Consider the following 19,031-nt stretch of genomic DNA (forward strand, 5'->3'; position numbering starts at 1 on the left):
CGCGAATCGCCCGTCATCGTGAACATGACAACCATCCGGCTTAACCGGCTTCCGTCATAATCTGGTACAGCTCTTCATCGCTTTGCGCCGCACGCAGGCGTCGGCAAACCGTTTTATCCGCCAGCCGCTTGGCAACAAGCGACAGGGTATGCAAATGGGTTTTACATTGTTCCGCTGGAACCAGCAAGGCAAAAAGCAGATCAACGGCCTGATTATCAATGGCATCGAAAGCGATCGGTTGCTCTAACTGGATGAAGACACCGATGGCACCCAGCGCATTATCGTCTTCCAGCTTGCCGTGAGGAATAGCAATGCCGCCGCCGATTCCGGTGCTGCCCATGCGTTCGCGGGTCAGGATGGCATCAAAGATAATCTGCGAAGGAATATTGAGCTGCTTGGCGGCCAGCTCGCTGATAATTTCCAATGCCCGTTTCTTACTTTGGCAGTGGACGGTGCTTCGGGTGCACTCAGGACGTAATACGGTGCTGAGTTGCAATACGGGATCGTGGTTCATTTTATTTTCACTTAACAACGCTTTCACTTCTGGTGATCCCGACCCACCCGATGGATGGGCCGAGTTTGTTCCTTTGCCAAACGGCAAAGGAGAAAATTAGTGCTGCTTGAGTTTATCTTTATGCTTATTGAGCTGTCTCGCCAGCTTATCAATCAATAAATCTATCGCCGCGTACATATCTTCCGCTTCTGAGGTTGCATGCAGCTCACCGCCATTAACGTGAAGCGTGGCCTCGGCAATTTGCTGAACTTTTTCCACTCTCAATACCACATTGACCTGATTAATCCGGTCAAAATACTGCTCTAATTTGGCAAACTTGCCGTTCACAAAATCACGCAGTGGTTCAGTGATATCGATGTGGTGTCCGGTAATGTTGAGCTGCATAGCGTCTTCCTTCTCTGTTGAGATCAAACCAGTTGTTTACGCTGATTTGATGGTGGGATAGATAAAGACTCTCTGTATTTTGCCACGGTTCGACGTGCCACGATGATGCCCTGATCGGAGAGCAGCGCCGTCAGCTTGCTATCGCTCAGTGGCTTCACGGGGTTTTCCGCTGCAATAAGCTTCTTCACCAACGCGCGGATTGCCGTTGACGACGCTTCTCCGCCGCTATCGGTATTAACGTGGCTGGAGAAGAAATATTTTAGCTCAAAAATGCCGCGCGGGCTGTGCAGGAACTTCTGTGTCGTCACGCGTGAGATGGTGGATTCATGCATATCCACTGCCTGCGCGATGTCTGCCAGTACCATGGGCTTCATGAATTCTTCACCCTGCTCGAAGAAATCCTGCTGCTGTTCGACGATACAGCGGGTTACCTTTAGCAGCGTGTCATTGCGACTTTCCAGACTTTTGATGAGCCAGCGCGCTTCTTGCAGATTGCTGCGGATAAATTGTCCGTCGCTGTCGTTGCGCGCGCTATTGCCCAGCGCCGCGTATTGCTGATTAATCTGCAAGCGGGGAACGCTGTCGGTGTTGAGTTCAACGGACCAGATTCCCTGAACTTTACGTACCAGCACATCAGGGATGACGTATTCAGATTCGCCCGTGTTGATCGATTGCCCCGGACGGGGATCGAGTGATTGAATCAACGCCAGTGCTTCTTTCAGCACCTCTTCTTTCAGGCGTGTGATACGGATCAGGCTGCGGAAATCATGGTTGGCTAACAGATCGAGATGATCGCTGACGATCAGGCGTGCTTCGGCCAGACGTGGCGTGTCGTCGGCGAACTGGGAAAGTTGCACCAGCAGACAATCACGCAGGTCGCGGGCCGCGACGCCAATAGGATCGAAGCGCTGCACGCGTTTGAGTACGGCTTCAACTTCTTCCAGCGTTACGTCGTCGTCACCGATACTGTCAAGAATGTCTTCCAGCGGCACGGTCAGGTAGCCAGTGTTGTCCACGGCATCGACGATAGAGGTCGCAATGGCCGCATCGGTGTCTGAAAACGGTGTCAGCTCCACCTGCCACATCAGGTAATCCTGAAGCGTTTGCGTGGTTTCGCCTTGATAAATTGGCAGCTCTTCATCGCGGTAGTCGGTGCCCGTGCCCGACGGTGTGCCTGCGGAGTAAATTTCATCCCAGGTAGCATCGAGCGGCAGTTCTTCAGGCATGTCCCTTTGCTCAAGGGCTTCACCGGTATCCAGTGAATCGCTGTCTGCCTTTTCAAATGACTCGATTTCGTCGTGCTGATCCGTTTGTTCGAGCAACGGATTGCTTTCCAGCGCCAGTTGAATCTCCTGTTGCAATTCAAGCGTGGACAGTTGCAACAGGCGGATAGCCTGTTGGAGCTGTGGAGTCATGGCCAGTTGCTGGCTAAGCCTGAGTTGCAAACCTTGCTTCATAAATCGCGCTAACGTCCCATAAGTGCTGCAAAGAGAAAATATTACCCTATCAGAGTCGGAAGCCTTCGCCCAGATAGACGCGTTTCACCTGTTCATCGGCCAGAATATCGGTCGGTGAACCGTGGGCGATCAGGTTGCCCTGACTCACGATATAGGCTCGTTCACACACATCAAGCGTTTCGCGGACGTTATGATCGGTAATCAACACGCCAAGCCCGCTGTCACGCAGATGCTCAATGATTTTTTTAATATCCAGTACGGAGATCGGGTCTACGCCCGCAAACGGTTCATCCAGCAGAATGAACTTCGGATTCGCTGCCAGCGCACGCGCAATCTCTACGCGGCGTCTTTCTCCGCCGGACAGCGATTGTCCCAGACTATCGCGCAAATGAATAATATGGAATTCTTCCATTAGCTCATTGGCACGATCTTCCTGCTGTTCGGTCGTGAGATCTTTACGGATCTGTAACACCGCCATCAGATTGTCATAAACGCTTAAGCGACGGAAGATAGAGGCTTCCTGCGGCAGATAGCCGATACCGCGCAGCGCACGTTCGTGCAAAGGAAGCAGGCTGATGTCATCATCGTCAATGACGATGCGTCCTTCATCACGCGGGACGATGCCCACCACCATGTAGAACGTTGTCGTTTTGCCAGCACCGTTCGGCCCCAGCAGGCCGACGATTTCACCAGAATTAACGGTGAGGCTGACGTTTTCCACGACCTTACGGCCTTTGTACGCCTTGGCTAGATTTTCTGCGGTTAATGTTGCCATAACTTATTCAGTGACCCGTGGTTGCGGTTGCTGAGAACGAGAAGGCTGGGTCTCTTTCTCCTGAAGCTGAGAAGGGACCAACACCGTCGTCACGCGTTTTCCTTTGTCGCTGGTCGCTTCCATCTGCTGCTGTTTCACCAGATAGGTGATGCGATCGCCTTTGACATTGCTGTCCTGCTGTTCCAGATAGGCATCCCCTGTCAACACCAGAAAGTCTTTGGCCAGCTCGTAGCGGATTTTCTGCGCGTGACCTTTTACTGGCTTGCCGTTGTCCTGCATCTGGTAGAACGTCACGGGGTTGCCGTAACCTTCCACGACTTCACTGCCTTGCGTGCCCTGTGGACGCGTCACGACGACCTTGTCGGCTTTCACTTCAATCGTTCCTTGCTTCACGACAACATTGCCCGTGAACGTTACCGTGTTGCCCTGCATGTCCAGAGATTGCTGTGCTGAATCTATGCGAATAGGTTGGTTGCTATCGCCGGTAACGGCAAAGGCAGAAATGCTGACGGCGAACAGCGAGCTGGCGATCAGGGTGTTACGCATGAGGTTATTGGTTTTGGATTTCATAAGAGGTTTTTACCTTTTCGATCAACTCGGCCGTTTTGTTACGCAGATTCCCGCGCATTTTCATTCCGCTTGAGGTAAAGCTGGCACCGGACAGGGTGACTTCATCATCGGAAGAGACGTCCTGCGTCGCCAGATTCACTTGGGCATTGTTCGTTGTGATGCGCTGGAGCTGTGCGTCTTTCGTCAGGCTATCCACCTCGACGTTGCCGTACAGATAGAGCATCTTGTCTTTTGTCAGCTTGGCGCGATCGGCGCGTACTGACCAGGTTGCCGTGCCCTGTTCATTGAACAACGTGGCAACGGGAGTCGTAAACCAGCTCAACTGCTCGTCGTTGAAATACTCCGCTTTTTCCGAAATCAGTCTGTAGCTCAGTTTACCCGCAGGGCTATATACCTGCGTGTTGGTCTTTTCGCTGGTATAAACCGGCACGGCGGGGTCGTTTGCATCCGGTGCGGCTACCGTGTCCTCATCCGCAATATTCCAGCCGATGAGGATAAGCACCAACAGGGCCAGAAAAGCGGTGAGCCAACGCTTGGTTTTACTCATATTGACAACCCTTTGGCATGCTCCAGCTTGTCCTGCGAGAACAGAATCAAATCACACAGCTCACGCACTGCGCCACGGCCTCCCGCAATGCGGGTGACATAATCTGCGCGCGGTAATAACAGCGGATGGGCATCAGCCACGGCAACGCTCAGCCCAACCTGAGCCATCACTGGCCAGTCGATCATATCGTCGCCGATATACGCGACCTGATTTGCCGTTACCGACAGTTTATCCAACAGATCGTTGAAGGCCAAAACCTTATCCGATTGCCCCTGATAAAGATGGTTAATGCCCAGTGTCTTACACCGATCTTCCAGCAATTTTGCTGAACGTCCGGTAATGATGGCAACCTCAATATCGGACGTCAGCAAGCAGCGAATACCATAGCCGTCGCGGACGTTAAAGGCTTTCAGCTCTTCGCCGTGGTTGCCCATATAAATCAGACCATCGGACATCACGCCGTCAACGTCGCAAATTAACAGGCGAACCTCACGGGCTTTATCCAGTACCTGTTGATCGACAGGTCCATAGCAGGTATCGGTTTGCGCCCTGACTTCACTCATTCACTATTATCCTTTCTTATTAAACCACGCCAGCCCGCAGCATATCGTGCATATGGACGATCCCGACCAGACGATCGTTTTCTGCCACCAGCACTGAGGTGATGTGGCGCGACTGCATCAGGTTAAGTGCATCCACCGCCAGCGTTTGCGGTGCGACCCGGATGCCGCCCGCGGTCATCACATCAGCAATACGCGCGCTGTTCAAGTCAATATTCATGTCGAAGATGCGGCGCAGGTCACCATCGGTAAAGATGCCCTGAATTTTCATATCCGCCTCGCAGATTACCGTCATACCCAGATTTTTGCGCGTAATTTCCACTAGCGCATCACGCAGCGAAGCATCGTGTGGGACATGGGGAATCTCGTCACCTGAATGCATGATATCGCTGACGCGCAGTAAAAGTTTGCGGCCGAGTGCGCCACCGGGGTGAGAAAGCGCGAAATCTTCGGCGGTAAAGCCGCGCGCCTGTAACAGGGCTACGGCCAGCGCATCTCCCATGACCAGCGTTGCGGTGGTGCTGGTGGTGGGTGCCAGACCGAGCGGGCAGGCTTCTTGTGGGACGTGAACGCACAGGTGAATATCCGCTGCCTTACCCATCGTACTTTCGGGTGCGCTGGTCATGCAGATCAGGAACACTTTCTGGCGTTTCAGGACGGGAATCAGCGACAGAATTTCATGCGATTCGCCAGAATTGGAGATGGCGATCACGATATCGTGCGGTGTCACCATGCCGAGGTCACCGTGGCTGGCTTCGCCGGGATGAACAAAAAAAGCAGGTGTACCGGTGCTGGCGAAGGTCGCAGCAATCTTGCAGCCTATATGGCCGGATTTGCCCATTCCCATCACCACTACTTTGCCTTCGCAGTGAAATATCTTTTTGCAGGCGAGGGTAAAATTGTCGTCAATGTATTGATCTAATTGCGCAAGCCCATCGCGTTCGATACTCAGTACCTGCTTGCCGGCCTGCTGGAAATCGAAATCCGCGGGTAGTTCATGAGCCTTGTGTCGCGAGTGATCGGCTTGTGATGCATGATCGGATAGTGCACGGTCAGACTGCTGTTTTAGGTGAGCGTCTTGTTCAAACTGTGACATACCAATAGTCCTGATTATGATGAAAAACGGAACAGCTTCTTATGAAAAACAGAACAACACCGTAAGGTAAACAATAAACGCGCAGCATAATAATGCGCCTGCGCCCTGTCCTATGCGGCGTTTTTTGCTGAGGCACAGTGCGGTTAACAGCACGCTTGCCGCCAGCATGACCCAATAGTCGCGCTGAAAAATCTGAGGGTTCAGTGCACCCGGCGAAAGCAGTGCAGGGACGCCCAGAACAATCGCGATATTAAAAATGTTCGAGCCAATCAGGTTGCCCAGCGCAATATCATCTTCTTTCTTCAGCGTCCCGACGATAGCGGTAGCAAGCTCAGGCAGGCTGGTGCCAATCGCCAATATGGTCAGCCCGATAGTCAACTCGCTAACATCAAAGTAGCGTGCAATGACGGTGGCGTTATCCACCACCATACGGGCGGCCATAGGTAAAATAATCATGCCTAGAATCAACCACAGCACGGCGACCATCTGGCTGCTGTCATCCTGCGGGAGTTCTGCCAGCTGTTCGCGAGTCAGGCTATCACCGCCTTCCCGCTGCGCCTGTTGTGCCATGCGAAGTATCAACACCAGACACAGAATGGCGGCAAAGAGCAGCATTATGCCGTCGGTGCGGCTCAGGTAGCTATCATGCAGTAAAACGCCACACAATAAAGTGACGGACAACATGAGCGGCAATTCCCGGCGCAAAATGGCCGAATGTACCGTGAGTGGGCGAATGAGTGCTGCGCTGCCGAGAATGAGTAAAATATTGGTGATATTGGAGCCCAGAACATTACCGACGGCCATGTCGTTCTGATCGTTCAGGGCGGCAGTCACCGAAACAATCAACTCCGGTAGCGAGGTGCCGAAGCCGACAATGGTGATACCGATAACGAAAGGAGGTAAGCCGAGAGAACGCGCAAGCACGGCGGCACCATAGACAAGACGATCGGCACCGTAAACCAGTAATAGCAAACCAACGAACAAGAGTAGTGTTGCAAACAGCATGCAGCGTCCTTTAATAGGATATAATCACCGGCTTGTTGTCGAATAAATCAGCATTTCTGGACGATTTTCGCACAAAAAGCATTTTTTGTGATGAGTGCTAATTCTGACGGTGCTTGGCGCAAAAGTAAAACCTGTCGCGATAAGTAAAACCCGGTAACGGTTTATGCCGCCATTTTGGACAAGAACTTACGGTAAGTTTTTGTAAAACTCGCACCTTGATGAAAGACAGCCGTTAGGCTGGAGTGAAAGATGCGACATAAGCGTACTGATTGGTAAGGAATGGAAATAATGAACCATGAGGCAACTAATCTGGTCGAGATCCGTGGTCTTAGCTTTCGGCGCGGAGAGCGAGAGATTTTTACGGACATCACGCTGAATGTGCCTAAAGGCAAGGTCACTGCGATCATGGGGCCTTCCGGTATCGGTAAAACCACGCTGTTGCGCCTGATTGGCGGACAGCTACCGCCAGACAGCGGCGAAATCTGGTTTGATGGCGAGAATATCCCGACGCTGTCGCGCAGCGAACTGTACAACGCGCGCAAGAAAATGAGCATGTTGTTTCAGTCCGGTGCGTTATTCACCGATTTGAACGTGTTTGATAATGTCGCCTGGCCGCTGCGTGAACATACCCAACTACCGGAATCCTTGCTGCGTAGCATTGTCATGATGAAGCTGGAAGCCGTGGGGCTACGCGGTGCGGCGGAGCTGATGCCAGCAGAGCTTTCCGGCGGCATGGCGCGGCGTGCGGCGCTGGCGAGAGCTATTGCGCTCGATCCACAGTTGATTATGTTTGATGAGCCTTTTGTCGGGCAGGATCCGATTACATTGGGGACGCTGGTGAAGCTCATCGACGAGCTGAACCATGCATTGGGTGTGACCTGCATTGTGGTTTCTCACGATGTGCCAGAGGTGATGAGCATCGCTGATTACGCCTATATCGTGGCCGACAAGCGGGTGGTGGCTGAAGGAACGGCGGATGAACTGAGGGCGAACAATGACCCGCAGGTTCGTCAGTTTCTGGATGGTATCGCCGACGGGCCAGTGCCTTTCCGTTTTCCTGCGGGTGACTATAAAACGTCGCTGCTAGGTTCAGGGGGTTAACGCAGTCATGTTATTACGGACGTTGGCGTCGTTGGGGCGTCAGGGAATTTCCACCAGTGCCTCGTTTGGGCGCGCCGGGCTGATGCTGTTTAATGCGCTGGTGGGTAAACCCGAATTCAGAAAACAGTGGCCGCTGCTGGTGAAACAGCTGTACAGCGTTGGCGTGCAGTCGCTGCTGATCATTATAGTTTCCGGTCTATTCATCGGTATGGTGCTAGGGTTGCAGGGCTATATCATCCTGACGACTTACAGCGCCGAGGCCAGCCTGGGCATGATGGTGGCGCTGTCGCTGCTGCGTGAGCTTGGTCCGGTGGTGACGGCATTACTGTTCGCCGGACGTGCGGGTTCCGCACTGACGGCGGAAATTGGCCTGATGAAGGCAACAGAGCAGCTCTCCAGCATGGAGATGATGGCGGTCGATCCGCTGCGTCGCGTGGTTGCGCCGCGTTTCTGGGCGGGGTTAATCAGCATGCCGCTGCTGGCGGTGATTTTTGTCGCGGTGGGCATTTGGGGAGGCGCGTTGGTCGGTGTGGACTGGAAAGGCATCGACAGTGGGTTCTTCTGGTCTGCCATGCAGGGCGCGGTTGACTGGCGTCAGGATGTGTTGAACTGCGTGATTAAAAGTATCGTATTTGCGATTACCGTGACCTGGATTGCACTGTTTAACGGCTATGACGCGATCCCGACGTCTGAGGGGATCAGCCGTGCAACGACACGAACCGTCGTGCACTCGTCGTTAGCGGTACTGGGATTGGATTTTGTGCTGACAGCACTGATGTTTGGGAACTGAGTCGATGCAAACAAAGAAAACTGAAGTCTGGGTTGGTGTGTTTATGTTGATCGCGCTGGCTGCTATCCTCTTTTTATGCCTGAAAGTAGCCGATCTCAAAGCGATCGGTAGCGAGCCGACGTATCGCCTGTATGCGACGTTTGACAACATTGGCGGGCTGAAAGCGCGTTCTCCGATCAGAATTGGTGGGGTAGTTATTGGCCGTGTAGCGGATATTTCGCTGGACGAGAAAACGTACCTGCCGCGCGTGGCGATGGATATTCAGCAGCGCTACGATCATATTCCTGATACCAGCTCTCTGGCCATTCGTACCTCCGGCTTGCTGGGCGAACAGTATCTGGCACTGAACATTGGGTTTGAAGATGAGGAAATGGGCACTGCGATCCTGAAAGACGGTGGTGTGATTCAGGACACGAAGTCAGCCATGGTGCTTGAAGATCTCATCGGTCAATTCCTATATAAGAGCGGCAGCAATAGCGAAGATAATGCCGGTCAATCGGGTTCGGAGCCGGGTGCCGATCCTGCGGCAACTCCTGAGCACAATAACGAACCTGTTCCTTCACATCCATAAGAGGATATCTGCATGTTTAAACGTTTACTGATGGTGGCTTTACTGGTGGTGGCGCCATTAGCCAACGCGGCGGATCAAACGAACCCCTATCGTTTAATGAATGAAGCGGCGGAGAAAACCTTTAATCGTTTGAAAAATGAGCAGCCACAAATTAAACAAAATCCTGACTATTTACGCACAATCGTACGTGAAGAACTTCTGCCGTATGTTCAAGTGAGATATGCCGGCGCACTGGTTCTGGGCCGTTACTACAAAGATGCAACGCCAGCACAGCGTGATGCTTATTTCAAAGCGTTTGAAGCTTATCTGGAGCAGGCCTACGGCCAGGCTCTGGCGCTGTACCACGGTCAGACCTATCAGATCGTTCCTGAGCAGCCGCTGGGTAACGCCAATATTGTGCCTATTCGCGTCACCATCGTTGATAACGGTGGCCGACCTCCGGTACGCCTGGATTTTCAATGGCGTAAGAACAGTCAAACGGGTAACTGGCAGGCGTACGACATGATTGCTGAGGGTGTCAGTATGATCACCACGAAGCAGAACGAGTGGGCGACAATACTGCGTCAGAAAGGCGTTGATGGCCTGACTCAGCAGTTGGAGTCCTCGGCGAAGCAGACCATCACGTTGGATCAGAAAAAGTAATTTAGGCATGAACATGGCGAACGCATTGAACTGGCAGGCACAGGACGCCACGCTGGCGTTAACGGGCGATCTGGATCGTGAAACGCTGTTACCGTTCTGGCAGCAGCGTGAATCGTTGCTGGCGGATAAAACCACGCTGGATGTGTCTGGACTCCATCGCGTTGATTCTGCCGGGTTAGCATTGCTGATGCACGTTTATCAGCAGCCGTCTTCAGGCGGAGAGATAGCGATTGTCGGTGCCAGCGAGCGGCTAAAAACGCTTATTGCGCTCTATAATCTGAATGAAATCATTCCTGTGTCTTAAGCGGTAACGCGAGTTACCGGATTCGCCCCTTTAGGCATCGTCTGAAGGGGCGCATTCTTTGTTTAAGATAACGTCATATTCATCTAAGATACCTCCCTGTAAATCATCTCCCCCTGACATAGAAATCGAGAGCGATGGAAAATAACGAAATTAAAGACGTGCTGATGAATGCATTGGCACTGGAAGAAGCCCATGTTTCTGGTGATGGCAGCCATTTTCAGGTCATCGTAGTGGGCGGACTTTTTGCTGGAATGAGCCGAGTCAAAAAACAGCAGGCTGTTTATGCGCCGCTGATGGAGTACATCGCGGATAACCGTATTCACGCGCTGTCGATCAAGGCCTATACGCCAGAAGAGTGGCAACGCGACCGTAAACTGAACGGCTTCTAAGTATTCCCCATGCGTGTGGGAGTAAATTGCCAGTATCAGTGTGACGACATATTGAATTAAGACATCGAGATACAAAGACTATGGATAAATTTCGTGTTCAGGGCCCAACCCGCTTAGCGGGTGAAGTGACCATTTCTGGCGCCAAGAATGCTGCGTTGCCCATCCTGTTCGCTGCGTTGCTCGCAGAAGAGCCAGTAGAAATTCAGAACGTACCGAAACTGCGCGACATTGATACCACCATGAAGCTGCTGGGGCAGTTGGGTGCGCGCGTTGAGCGTAATGGTTCCGTCCATGTGGATGCCAGTGATGTAAACGTGTTCTGCGCGCCGTACGATCTGGTGAAAACCATGCGCGCCTCTATCTGGGCTTTAGGGCCGCTGGTGGCGCGTTTTGGTCAAGGTCAGGTTTCACTGCCCGGCGGCTGTGCGATTGGCGCGCGCCCGGTAGATTTGCACATTTACGGCCTTGAGCAGCTCGGTGCGCAGATCGTACTGGAAGAAGGCTATGTTAAAGCGACGGTTGATGGCCGCCTGAAAGGTGCGCACATCGTGATGGACAAAGTGAGCGTGGGTGCCACGGTGACCATCATGAGCGCGGCGACGCTGGCGGAAGGCACCACGATTATTGAGAACGCGGCGCGTGAACCCGAGATTGTCGATACGGCCAACTTCCTGAATACGCTGGGTGCGAAAATCAGCGGCGCAGGCACGGATAAAATCACCATTGAAGGCGTTGCGCGTCTGGGTGGTGGTGTCTATCGCGTGGTGCCTGACCGTATTGAAACCGGGACATTCCTGGTCGCGGCTGCGGTATCTCGTGGTCAGATTATTTGCCGTAATACACGTCCTGATACGCTGGATGCGGTATTGGCGAAGCTGCGCGAAGCGGGCGCAGAGATCGAAATCGGTGAAGATTGGATCAGTCTGGATATGCACGGTAAGCGCCCGAAAGCCGTTACCGTTCGCACGTCACCGCACCCAGGTTTCCCGACGGATATGCAGGCGCAGTTCAGCCTGCTGAATCTGGTTGCGGAAGGGACAGGCGTGATTACCGAAACCATCTTCGAAAACCGCTTCATGCATGTGCCTGAGCTTATCCGTATGGGTGCACAGGCGGAAATTGAGAGCAATACGGTGATTTGCCACGGCGTCGATAAGCTGTCTGGTGCGCAGGTGATGGCGACCGACTTACGTGCGTCAGCCAGTCTGGTGTTAGCAGGCTGTATCGCGGAAGGGGTGACGATAGTGGATCGTATTTATCACATCGATCGTGGCTATGACCGTATCGAAGATAAGCTGCGTGCGTTAGGTGCGAATATCGAGCGCGTTAAAGAGCACGAGTAAGCGTTTCAACAGCATCATGTTTATCAGCCGGGTGGGTTCCCACCCGGTTTCTTGTCTGCTGATAGTGTTTTATCCACTCGCTTTGAATACCGCTATTGGGTAGGAAATTCCTGAATTGTCATTTGTAGCGTGAATTGCTTTTTATCACGTTCAATCGTGACGGGAATGACGGTGCCGGGGCGAATTTCCGAAACCTGTTCCATGGTTTCAATAATCGAGCGTGCAGGCTTATTATTCACGCTAACGATGACGTCCTCAATGTGGATACCTGCTTTATCTGCCGGGCCGCCTGGGTCGATAGTCTGAACGAGAATCCCGCTTAATCTTCCCTGTGCTCCGCTGCTATTGGTCGGACTGCTGGTTTCAATGCTCTCGAGCTGTACGCCATTGATGCCAATATAGCCGCGAACTACGCGGCCATCGCGGATGAGTTTGCCCATCACCTTGGTTGCCAGTGCGACAGGAATCGCGAAGCTAATGCCTTCTGGTGTTTCGCCATTGTTACTTTTATCAAAAGAGAGGGTATTAATACCGACCAGTTCACCGAGTGTGTTGACCAGCGCCCCGCCGGAATTTCCGTGATTGATTGATGCATCGGTTTGCAGCAAGTTCTGTCGTCCTACCTGGCTTCTTTGTTGGCCATAAGCGCTGAGGCTGACGCGACCCGTGGCGCTGATGACGCCTTGAGTGACGGTTTGCCCCAGATTATAAGGGTTGCCGATCGCCATCACGACATCGCCGACGTGCGGTACGCGGTCTGGATTCATGGGAATCACCGGCAGATTGACGCCATCAATTTGCAACACGGCCAGGTCAGTCAGGCTATCGGAGCCGATCACGCGGGCTTCGTACAGCCTGCCGTCTGACAGCTCTATCTGGATTTGTTGCACGTTATTAATCACATGCTTGTTGGTTAAAATATACCCTTTTTCATTCATGATGACGCCGGATCCGAGAGGATGAATGGCGACTTCGTTGGGTTTGTCCTCCTTGGCAACCCGGTTATAAATGTTCACCACAGCAGGCGCCGCATGGCTGACGCCCTGATGGTAGCTTATAGGCGAACCATCAGTATTTTTGTCATTGCCTTTCAGAAACGACGTGCCAGACCCGACAAAGGGCAGTACGGCCAGAATAATACCGGCGACGAGGGCACCAAAGAGCGCTGAACGTAATAACTTAGCAAGCATGGCCGTGATTTACTGTGGAAAAGGGAGATGATGGGAGGATATCACGAGAAGTTCGGACACCGCATGGCTCGGTGTCCGATTTTTTAACATCAGCGATGTTCTGGCCCGTTAAGCTGCCGAAAAAGACGGCAAGCGATTAACGTAGCAGCAGGTAAATCGTTTCTTCGCCACGAACGATATTCAAGGCTAGAACGGAAGGCTTCGCTTCCAGCAGTTTGCGCAGTTGCGTGATGTTTTCAATGCGCTCGCGGTTTACGCCGATGATGATATCGCCTTTTTGCAGACCGACCTGCGCAGCAGGTGTGTCCTTAGCGACGTTATCAATCTGTACGCCTTTGCTACCGTCTTTCAATTGACCATTGGTCAGAGAAGCACCCTGCAATGACGGTGAAAGCGTTTCAGCGCTCGTTGATGCCGATGAGCTGTTATCCAACACGACGGAAACTTCCTGCGGCTTGCCATCACGCAGCAGGCCGATTTTCACGGTCTTGCCCGGCGCGGTAGTGCCGACTTTGGCTCGCAGTTCTGCAAAGCTGCTGATCGGTTTACCATCGAGCGTCGTCAATACATCGCCTGCCTTAATACCGGCTTTGGATGCGGCAGACTTCGGTAAGACTTCGCTGACGAAGGCACCGCGCTGTGCGTCGACGTTGAAGGCTTTCGCCATCTCAGACGTCATCTCACTGCCTTTGATACCGAGCAGCCCACGTTTCACTTCGCCAAATTCAACCAACTGCTGTGCCAGATTCTGGGCCATGTTGCTGGGGATAGCGAAACCGATGCCGATGTTTCCGCCGCCCGGCGCCAGGATCGCTGTGTTGATACCGATCAGCTCACCGTTGAGGTTCACCAGTGCACCGCCGGAGTTACCGCGGTTGATGGATGCATCGGTCTGGATGAAGTTTTCTAACCCTTCAAGATTCAGGCCGCTACGTCCCAGTGCGGAGATAATACCGGACGTTGCGGTCTGACCAAGGCCGAATGGGTTACCCACGGCAACGGCGAAATCACCGACGCGCAGTTGATCGGAGTCGGCCATTTTGACAGAGACCAGGTTCTTGGCGTTATTCAGCTGTAGCAGGGCGATATCGGTCTGCTCATCGCGACCAATCAATTTCGCCTCATATTCACGTCCGTCATTAAGCTGAACGCGGATCTTGTCGGCGTTATTGATCACGTGATTGTTGGTAAGCACGTAACCTTTTGCAGCGTCAATAATGACGCCAGAACCCAGCCCTTCAAACGGACGCGAATTTTGTTTGTCCGTCGGGAAGTTAGGGCCAAAGAAGAACTTGAACTCTTCCGGTACGCGCTGACGCTGTACCTGTGTACCTTCAACGTGCACGCTGACGACGGCTGGCAAGACTTTCTCCAGCATTGGGGCCAGACTTGGCGTCTGTTGGCCTTGAACCACGGCAGGCAGCGCAGCATTCGCTGCCGGAAGCGTGGACAGGGTCAAACCGATACTCATTGCCAGTGCACTAAATAATAATGATGTTTTTTTCATTGTTATTAACTCTCTCACGGCCTGCGGATGAATAAAACGATGATATATAAACTTAAAGACACGGTGAAGAGTCAGACTGGCGATCAATGTGTAAAGTTCACTGCTGTTTCGTCAGCAGATTGTAACTATCGCTTTTTTAGTGCGTGATCGGGCGATGGCAGCCTGCGGTACGCGTCTTAAACGTACAAGCGCTTTAAGCGTAGAACAAGAGAAGGGAAAGCGTGAGGCGGAAAGCCCCACGTTATACCCGTCATACTTCAAGCTGTAGGTGTGTTGGCTGCGTCCGTTACTCGGCTCATCCATGAGCCTCGCCCCGTTGGGGCCGCTGCAAGCAGCATTCAAATCTGCTCCAGGCAGATTTGTCACCCGAATCACTTACTTGAGTCAGCGCATCGGGATTTTTTCGCTTGCCGCCGTCCTACAGCCCGAATTATCTAGGGTATAATTAGTTGATATTACTTGCGAATCGGGCGTTCGCCCCGTAACAGGCCTGAAGCGCCGTCTGAATAATCGCGCGGCGGCATGTTCACCGGAGCCTGATCGTTATCCGCTTCTGATTCGGTCAGACGATATTTAAACGGATTATCCTGACCGGGAACGTGAGGTAACAGATTATTGGAGCTTTTCGCCATGTGCTGATAAAGCTGACGATAATCATCCGCCATGTTATCCAGCAGCTCTGCACTGCGGGCGAAGTGTCCCACCAATTCCTGACGATAATCTTCCAGTTCGGTTTTGCTTTTCTCCAGCTCATTCTGCAAGACCTGCTGTTGCCGCAGCTTACGGTTGCCAAAGCGCATGGCGACAGCACCAATAATAATACCGACAACTAAACCTATCAGCGCATACTCCCAAGTCATAATAGCTCCTATTTTGACGTCGTTGTCCCGTAGGGTTTTTCACTTAATAATAGTCACTATAACCGTTAACCTTGCCTGAGTGGAATCCTGATACTCGATGACAGAAAGGAATGTTGACCTATCGCAGACATCAAGGTTGTTAACTGCGACGATTACGGCTTAAATCGACGACAACACACAGCAAAACACGACTAACTTTTTTCTCAGGGATTGCGATGGCTATGGTTATTCCACAGACAACACAGCAGCAAACAACACCCTTAGCACTTTACCAGCAGGCGCTTTCCGCGGGTGAATATCAGCCAGACGAGGTGCAGCGGCAAACCGTTGTGCGTCTGGAAGCGATATATCAGGCGTTATGTGAACGTGCTGCTGATGGTGATGCGGGGGCATCTGACCGCGTGGGGAAATGGCGTAGCTGGCTGGGGCGACGTAATAAGCGGGAATCTGCGCCGGTTCAAGGGCTGTACATGTGGGGCGGCGTCGGGCGCGGTAAAACCTGGCTGATGGATATGTTTTTCCACAGCTTGCCGGCTGAGCGCAAGATGCGCCTGCACTTTCACCGTTTTATGCTGCGTGTGCATGAAGAGCTGAACCAGTTTCAGGGGCAGGAAAATCCGCTTGAGAAAGTGGCCGACGGTTTTAAAGCCGAAACGGATGTGCTGTGTTTCGATGAATTTTTCGTCTCTGATATTACCGATGCGATGCTGCTGGCTGAACTGCTGCGTGCGCTGTTTGCTCGTGGCATTGCGCTGGTGGCGACGTCGAATATTCCGCCGGACGATCTTTACCGCAATGGATTACAACGTGCGCGTTTTCTGCCTGCGATTGAGCTGATTAAGCAGTATTGCGACGTGCGTAATGTCGATGCGGGTATCGATTATCGTTTGCGTACGCTGACACAGGCACACCTTTATCTCTCGCCGCTGAATGAAGAGACGGATGCTGCGATGCAGCAGATGTTTACCCGTCTGACCGGGAAACCGTGGCAAACGCCGGGACCGATGCTGGAGATCAATCATCGCCCGTTATCGACACTTGGCGTGAGTGAAGGTGTATTGGCGGTCGATTTCCACACGCTGTGTACAGAAGCGCGTAGCCAGAATGATTACATCGCACTGTCGCGCCTTTACCACACGATGCTGTTGCACAATGTGACGGTGATGGAAAGCAAGGAAGAGAACACTGCCCGCCGTTTTCTGGCGCTGGTGGACGAGTGCTACGATCGCCGTATCAAATTGATTATTTCTGCGCAGGCATCGATGTTTGAGATCTACCAGGGAGAGCACCTGAAATTTGAATACCAGCGCTGTTTATCCCGTTTGCAGGAAATGCAGAGCGAAGAGTACTTACGACAGCCACATTTGGCGTAACGCAGGCTGCGGTTTTTTAGTCATTTGCGTGTGAAAAAAGGTCGATCTTTGAGAATGACTTCTCTATAATCTTGCGACCCCACGTTACAACAAAGTTTTTTTCCCAAAAACTTTATAGTGCCGGCAATGGCTATTCGAAGGGGTAGGTTTGCTGGACTTGATGGTCGTGTGAGCCTCAACTGTTTTCGAGCGTTTGGGTGTTCACCAACGTGTAACTAATTATTGGGTAAGCTTTTAATGAAAACTTTTACAGCTAAACCAGAGACCGTAAAACGCGACTGGTACGTTGTTGATGCGAACGGTAAAACTTTAGGCCGTCTCGCTACTGAACTGGCTCGTCGTCTGCGCGGCAAGCATAAAGCGGAATACACTCCGCACGTTGATACGGGTGATTACATCATCGTTCTGAACGCTGACAAAGTTGCTGTAACTGGCAACAAGCGTACTGACAAGATTTATTATCATCACACCGGTCACATCGGTGGTATTAAACAAGCGACCTTTGAAGAGATGATTGCCCGCCGTCCTGAGCGTGTGATTGAAATCGCGGTTAAAGGCATGCTGCCGAAGGGCCCGTTGGGTCGTGCTATGTTCCGTAAACTGAAAGTTTACGCGGGCACCGAGCACAATCACGCGGCACAGCAACCGCAAGTTCTGGACATTTAATCGGGATTATAGGCAATGGCTGAAAATCAATACTACGGCACTGGTCGCCGCAAAAGCTCCGCCGCTCGCGTGTTCATCAAACCGGGCAACGGTAACATCGTTATCAACCAGCGTAGTCTGGAACAGTACTTCGGTCGCGAAACTGCCCGCATGGTAGTTCGTCAGCCGCTGGAACTGGTCGACATGGTTGAGAAACTGGATCTGTACATCACCGTTAAAGGTGGTGGTATCTCTGGTCAGGCTGGTGCGATCCGTCACGGTATCACCCGCGCTCTGATGGAGTATGATGAGTCTCTGCGTAGCGAACTGCGTAAAGCTGGTTTCGTTACTCGTGATGCTCGTCAGGTTGAACGTAAGAAAGTCGGCCTGCGTAAAGCACGTCGTCGTCCTCAGTTCTCCAAGCGTTAATTTCTGGCTGCTTTGCAGCGAAATCAATGCAGAAAAACCCGGTGCTGGTCACCGGGTTTTTTATGCCTAAAAATAAATTTCCTCGAAATATACGCTGTACTTTCCGCATGTTAGCGATGAAATTACGCTTATATCCCCACAAAACGAACAAAATCTGATAAGATATTCGCCGATTTTATGCCTGTGTGCCAGCTATCGTGTAGCTGTTTAAAACGCCGGATTTTGTCAGGTGACGTTTACACACATTGGCGAGCAGCATTTCGAATAGCAGTTTGCAGGTTACTGACTGCACGGTTATTCGCCATATTTTCTCGATAAACTTGGAGGTTTTCATGGCTGTCGCTGCCAACAAACGTTCGGTAATGACGCTGTTTTCTGGTCCGTCCGACATTTTTAGCCATCAGGTCCGCATTGTATTGGCGGAAAAAGGTGTGAGTGTCGAGATTGAGCAGGTAGACATGGATAATCTGCCTCAGGATCTTATTGACCTCAATCCTTATGGTTCCGTTCCGACGCTGGTCGATCGCGAACTGACGCTCTATGAATCACGCATTATCATGGAGTATCTGGATGAACGTTTTCCTCATCCGCCGTTAATGCCTGTCTATCCAGTTGCGCGCGGTAACAGCCGCCTGATGATGCATCGTATTGAGAGCGACTGGTATTCTTTGCTGAAGAAAATTACGCACGGCAGCGCTCAGGAAGCGGACGCGGCGCGTAAGCAATTGCGTGAAGAACTGCTGGCCATTGCCCCAGTATTCAATGAAGCGCCTTATTTCATGAGCGAAGAGTTCAGCCTGGTGGATTGCTATCTGGCTCCGCTGCTGTGGCGTTTGCCGCAGTTAGGCATTGAACTGAGTGGTTCGGGCGCGAAAGAGCTGAAAGGCTACATGACTCGCGTCTTTGAGCGTGATGCGTTCCTGGCTTCCCTGACGGAAGTGGAACGTGAAATGCGTTTGCAAACCCGAGGTTAAACTGT

Annotated in this window: 23 protein-coding genes; 11 read left to right on the forward strand and 12 right to left on the reverse strand. The window is 52.2% G+C overall.

The window, feature by feature from the left end; all coding sequences use genetic code 11:
* Positions 1 to 40 precede the first annotated feature (40 nt).
* The 9 genes from ptsN to KKH3_RS00255 all read right to left on the reverse strand — a co-directional run bounded on the left by ptsN (position 41) and on the right by KKH3_RS00255 (position 6,908).
* A complete protein-coding gene (gene ptsN / locus KKH3_RS00215; protein ID WP_029367653.1) occupies positions 41 to 514 on the reverse strand; it encodes a PTS IIA-like nitrogen regulatory protein PtsN in 474 nt (157 codons plus the stop codon).
* A 96-nt stretch (positions 515 to 610) separates the two neighbouring features.
* Complete coding sequence (gene hpf, locus KKH3_RS00220; protein ID WP_039354590.1) at positions 611 to 898, reverse strand: ribosome hibernation promoting factor; 288 nt, start codon at positions 896 to 898, stop codon at positions 611 to 613.
* Between the two features lie 23 nt (positions 899 to 921).
* Positions 922 to 2,355 (reverse strand): RNA polymerase factor sigma-54, encoded by a 1,434-nt coding sequence (rpoN, locus tag KKH3_RS00225; protein WP_039354592.1) that lies wholly within the window; start codon positions 2,353 to 2,355, stop codon positions 922 to 924.
* 49 nt (positions 2,356 to 2,404) lie between these two features.
* Positions 2,405 to 3,130, reverse strand: coding sequence for an LPS export ABC transporter ATP-binding protein (lptB, locus tag KKH3_RS00230; RefSeq protein WP_010296638.1), 726 nt, complete (start codon positions 3,128 to 3,130; stop codon positions 2,405 to 2,407).
* A gap of 3 nt (positions 3,131 to 3,133) precedes the next feature.
* Positions 3,134 to 3,700 carry a lipopolysaccharide ABC transporter substrate-binding protein LptA gene (gene lptA, locus KKH3_RS00235; RefSeq protein ID WP_039354595.1) on the reverse strand — a complete coding sequence of 189 codons (567 nt, stop codon included), beginning with the start codon at positions 3,698 to 3,700 and terminating at the stop codon, positions 3,134 to 3,136.
* Positions 3,681 to 4,247 (reverse strand): LPS export ABC transporter periplasmic protein LptC, encoded by a 567-nt coding sequence (gene lptC / locus KKH3_RS00240; protein ID WP_039354597.1) that lies wholly within the window; start codon positions 4,245 to 4,247, stop codon positions 3,681 to 3,683. Before lptC ends, lptA begins: the two co-directional genes overlap by 20 nt.
* Positions 4,244 to 4,810 carry a 3-deoxy-manno-octulosonate-8-phosphatase KdsC gene (gene kdsC, locus KKH3_RS00245; protein WP_010296644.1) on the reverse strand — a complete coding sequence of 189 codons (567 nt, stop codon included), beginning with the start codon at positions 4,808 to 4,810 and terminating at the stop codon, positions 4,244 to 4,246. Before kdsC ends, lptC begins: the two co-directional genes overlap by 4 nt.
* Before the next feature lie 19 nt (positions 4,811 to 4,829).
* On the reverse strand, positions 4,830 to 5,903 hold the full coding sequence (gene kdsD / locus KKH3_RS00250; protein ID WP_039354600.1) for an arabinose-5-phosphate isomerase KdsD: 1,074 nt from the start codon (positions 5,901 to 5,903) through the stop codon (positions 4,830 to 4,832).
* 39 nt (positions 5,904 to 5,942) lie between these two features.
* Entirely contained in the window at positions 5,943 to 6,908 is a 966-nt protein-coding gene (locus tag KKH3_RS00255) for a calcium/sodium antiporter (RefSeq protein WP_039354603.1), read from the reverse strand.
* A gap of 288 nt (positions 6,909 to 7,196) precedes the next feature.
* On the opposite strand from KKH3_RS00255, the gene mlaF reads away from it, so the two are divergent.
* The 7 genes from mlaF (at position 7,197) to murA (ending at position 12,048) form a co-directional block, all read left to right on the forward strand.
* Positions 7,197 to 8,009, forward strand: coding sequence for a phospholipid ABC transporter ATP-binding protein MlaF (gene mlaF / locus KKH3_RS00260; protein ID WP_039354606.1), 813 nt, complete (start codon positions 7,197 to 7,199; stop codon positions 8,007 to 8,009).
* A 7-nt stretch (positions 8,010 to 8,016) separates the two neighbouring features.
* Positions 8,017 to 8,799, forward strand: coding sequence for a lipid asymmetry maintenance ABC transporter permease subunit MlaE (gene mlaE, locus KKH3_RS00265; RefSeq protein ID WP_039354609.1), 783 nt, complete (start codon positions 8,017 to 8,019; stop codon positions 8,797 to 8,799).
* Positions 8,800 to 8,803: 4 nt separating this feature from the next.
* Positions 8,804 to 9,370 carry an outer membrane lipid asymmetry maintenance protein MlaD gene (gene mlaD, locus KKH3_RS00270; RefSeq protein ID WP_039354612.1) on the forward strand — a complete coding sequence of 189 codons (567 nt, stop codon included), beginning with the start codon at positions 8,804 to 8,806 and terminating at the stop codon, positions 9,368 to 9,370.
* A 12-nt stretch (positions 9,371 to 9,382) separates the two neighbouring features.
* On the forward strand, positions 9,383 to 10,012 hold the full coding sequence (gene mlaC, locus KKH3_RS00275; protein ID WP_039354614.1) for a phospholipid-binding protein MlaC: 630 nt from the start codon (positions 9,383 to 9,385) through the stop codon (positions 10,010 to 10,012).
* A 13-nt stretch (positions 10,013 to 10,025) separates the two neighbouring features.
* A complete protein-coding gene (gene mlaB / locus KKH3_RS00280; protein WP_039354617.1) occupies positions 10,026 to 10,316 on the forward strand; it encodes a lipid asymmetry maintenance protein MlaB in 291 nt (96 codons plus the stop codon).
* 134 nt (positions 10,317 to 10,450) lie between these two features.
* Positions 10,451 to 10,705: a BolA family iron metabolism protein IbaG gene (gene ibaG, locus KKH3_RS00285; protein WP_010280170.1), complete on the forward strand. Its 255-nt coding sequence runs from the start codon at positions 10,451 to 10,453 to the stop codon at positions 10,703 to 10,705.
* Between the two features lie 80 nt (positions 10,706 to 10,785).
* A complete protein-coding gene (murA, locus tag KKH3_RS00290) occupies positions 10,786 to 12,048 on the forward strand; it encodes a UDP-N-acetylglucosamine 1-carboxyvinyltransferase (protein ID WP_039354621.1) in 1,263 nt (420 codons plus the stop codon).
* A gap of 92 nt (positions 12,049 to 12,140) precedes the next feature.
* On the opposite strand, the gene degS is transcribed toward murA, so the two are convergent.
* From degS to zapG, 3 genes are all read right to left on the reverse strand, one after another.
* Entirely contained in the window at positions 12,141 to 13,238 is a 1,098-nt protein-coding gene (gene degS / locus KKH3_RS00295; RefSeq protein WP_039354624.1) for an outer membrane-stress sensor serine endopeptidase DegS, read from the reverse strand.
* Between the two features lie 136 nt (positions 13,239 to 13,374).
* The gene (gene degQ / locus KKH3_RS00300; RefSeq protein ID WP_039354627.1) at positions 13,375 to 14,745 is read right to left on the reverse strand and encodes a serine endoprotease DegQ; all 1,371 of its coding nucleotides are present in this window, start codon (positions 14,743 to 14,745) and stop codon (positions 13,375 to 13,377) included.
* 455 nt (positions 14,746 to 15,200) lie between these two features.
* On the reverse strand, positions 15,201 to 15,605 hold the full coding sequence (zapG, locus tag KKH3_RS00305) for a Z-ring associated protein ZapG (RefSeq protein WP_010296674.1): 405 nt from the start codon (positions 15,603 to 15,605) through the stop codon (positions 15,201 to 15,203).
* Positions 15,606 to 15,826: 221 nt separating this feature from the next.
* Here zapG and zapE point away from each other — a divergent pair, with 221 nt between their 5' ends.
* From zapE to sspA, 4 genes are all read left to right on the forward strand, one after another.
* On the forward strand, positions 15,827 to 16,978 hold the full coding sequence (gene zapE / locus KKH3_RS00310) for a cell division protein ZapE (RefSeq protein WP_039361960.1): 1,152 nt from the start codon (positions 15,827 to 15,829) through the stop codon (positions 16,976 to 16,978).
* A 237-nt stretch (positions 16,979 to 17,215) separates the two neighbouring features.
* Positions 17,216 to 17,644, forward strand: a complete 429-nt coding sequence (rplM, locus tag KKH3_RS00315; protein ID WP_005975488.1) for a 50S ribosomal protein L13 — start codon at positions 17,216 to 17,218, stop codon at positions 17,642 to 17,644.
* Between the two features lie 15 nt (positions 17,645 to 17,659).
* Complete coding sequence (rpsI, locus tag KKH3_RS00320; RefSeq protein WP_039346610.1) at positions 17,660 to 18,052, forward strand: 30S ribosomal protein S9; 393 nt, start codon at positions 17,660 to 17,662, stop codon at positions 18,050 to 18,052.
* A gap of 332 nt (positions 18,053 to 18,384) precedes the next feature.
* Positions 18,385 to 19,026, forward strand: a complete 642-nt coding sequence (gene sspA / locus KKH3_RS00325; RefSeq protein ID WP_005975503.1) for a stringent starvation protein SspA — start codon at positions 18,385 to 18,387, stop codon at positions 19,024 to 19,026.
* Positions 19,027 to 19,031: the final 5 nt, after the last annotated feature.

The organism is Pectobacterium actinidiae (assembly GCF_000803315.1).
In the GTDB taxonomy this organism is placed as follows: Bacteria; Pseudomonadota; Gammaproteobacteria; order Enterobacterales; family Enterobacteriaceae; genus Pectobacterium; species Pectobacterium actinidiae.